We start from the raw sequence: 2,101 nt of genomic DNA on the forward strand, positions 1-2,101 counted from the left end.
GGCGGGGACGGTGGCGTCCCGGCCGTCCGCGACGGCCTCGGCCAGCGCGTCGACCGCCGGATGCCACCAGTCCGTCGGGTGGGCCCAGGCGGCTTCCTCGCTCTTGCGATGCCAGCGTTCGCGCACCGCGGCGGCCACCTCGCCCAAGGCGTAGGGAGCCGTCGTCAGGTCGTCCGACACGAATCGCCTCCCAAGGTCGCCTCAGCACCCACGGGACCTCCCCGCGGGGCTTGCCGACGCAGAAGGGACGGCCGTGGGGCTCAACCGTGACGCGACTTTGGTCGATGACTTTTTCGGACGCCGCATCCAGCGGCCGGAACGCCGTCATAGCCGGCCGTTCGGAGCGTCCCAGCAAGGGGTAGGGGGGAACCCTGCCCGCAGGAAGCGCCGGCAGTACGCCGGAGGTTCGCCCGAACGGCCCACGAGGAGGAGCGACCGCCCAGTGACCGACCTCCCGCTCGGCGTCGAGGCCTACCCCGAAGAGGCGGTGGGTCGTAGCGACGCTGAGCTGATCACGGCGGTCCGGTCCGGCGACAACGAGGCGTACGGGGGCCTGTTCGACCGGCACGTGGGGGCGGCCCGGTCGATGGCCAGGCAGCTGACCCGCGACCCGAACGAGGCGGAGGACCTCGTCGCCGAGGCGTTCGCCAAGGTCCTCGTGGTGCTGCAGGGCGGCGGTGGGCCGGACGTCGCCTTCCGCGCGTACCTGCTGACATCGCTGCGCCGGGTTGCCTACGACCGCACTCGCAGCAGCAGCCGGGTGCAGGTCACCGACGACCTGACCCCGTACGACCCGGGGGTCGAGTTCGTCGACCCCGCGATCGAGGGCCTGGAGAAGTCCATCGTGGCGCGGGCCTATGCCTCGCTGCCCGAGCGGTGGCAGACCGTCCTGTGGCACACCGAGGTGGAGGGGCTGCAACCGGGCGAGGTCGCGCCGCTGCTCGGTCTAACCGCCAATGGGGTCGCCGCGCTCGCCTACCGGGCCCGTGAGGGGCTGCGCCAGGCCTACCTGCAGCAGCACCTCATGGGCGAGCTCGAGGACGCCTGCCGGCCGTACGCCGACAAGCTCGGCTCCTACGCCCGCGGCGGCCTGGCCAAGCGCGAGACGGCCCACGTCGAGCAGCACCTCGAAGGCTGCGAGCGCTGCCGCGCCCTCGTCCTCGAGCTCACCGACGTCAACCACGGGATGCGCCTGATCGTCGCCCCGCTGGTGCTGGGGCTGCTCGCCGCCGGCTATCTCAAGGCGGCTGCGGCCGGCGGCGCCGCGATCGGGCTGGTCGGGTCCGGGTCCGGGACCGGAGCCGGCACGGGTGGCACCGCGGCCGGCGCTGCCGGGACGGCGGGAACGGCCGGGACCGCGACCAGCGCGGCCGCCGCCGGAGCCACAGCCTCGGCGGGCGCTGGGATGACCGCCGTCGTGACCGGGGCGGCTGCCGCCGCGGGTTCGGTGAGCGCTTCAGGGGCTGCCGGGGTGGCGGCCTCGGGCGGGGCAGGCGGTACCACGTCGGTCGGGTACGTCACCAGCACCGCCTCCTCCACGGCAGGCGCGACGGCGGCAGCCGGTACGACGACCGCGGCCGGCACCTCAGCCGGCCTCACCGTCGTCCCGGGAGCGGCAGCGACCGGTGGGCTGTTCGCCGGCAGTGGCCTGCTGGCCGGTGCCGCGGCCGCGGTGGTCGGCCTGGCCGCCGCTGGCGTCGTGGTGGCCGTCGTGGCCAGCACGAACGACCAGGGGCCGGTGACCGCGCTGCCCCCGAGCACGACCTCAAGCGTGCCCGTGCTGCCGGGGACCGGCGGGTCCGGGTCGGGAGGCGGCCAGGGCTCCAGCGGTCCCGCAGCGCCCGCGCTCCCACTGCTCCCCGCTCCCGCCGCCTCCTCCGACTCGCCCCAGCCGACAGTGGCGTCCACGCCGACGTCGTTGCCGACGCGCACCACTGCGCCCACACTCACGGTCACCGTGCCGGCTCCCACGACGACGACACCAACGGCGACGCCCGAGCCGACGGTCACGAGCGAGCCGACGCCGACGCCGATCCCGACGTTCAGCCCGATTCCGGTGCCGCCGACCCCGGTGCCGCCGACCCCGGTGCCGCCGACCCCG

2 protein-coding genes are annotated in these 2,101 nt (G+C 75.2%); one reads left to right on the top strand and one right to left on the bottom strand.

Going from position 1 to position 2,101, the window contains the following annotated elements; genetic code table 11:
• Window positions 1-180 (bottom strand): hypothetical protein (locus VIM19_11970; protein ID HEY5185594.1); only part of this gene is annotated, 180 nt, incomplete at its 3' end.
• A 262-nt stretch (window positions 181-442) separates the two neighbouring features.
• Between VIM19_11970 and VIM19_11975 the strand changes: the two genes are divergently transcribed.
• Window positions 443-2,101 (top strand): sigma-70 family RNA polymerase sigma factor (locus VIM19_11975; protein ID HEY5185595.1); only part of this gene is annotated, 1,659 nt, incomplete at its 3' end.

Source organism: Actinomycetes bacterium (assembly GCA_036510875.1).
Lineage (GTDB): Bacteria > Actinomycetota > Actinomycetes > Prado026 > Prado026 > DATCDE01.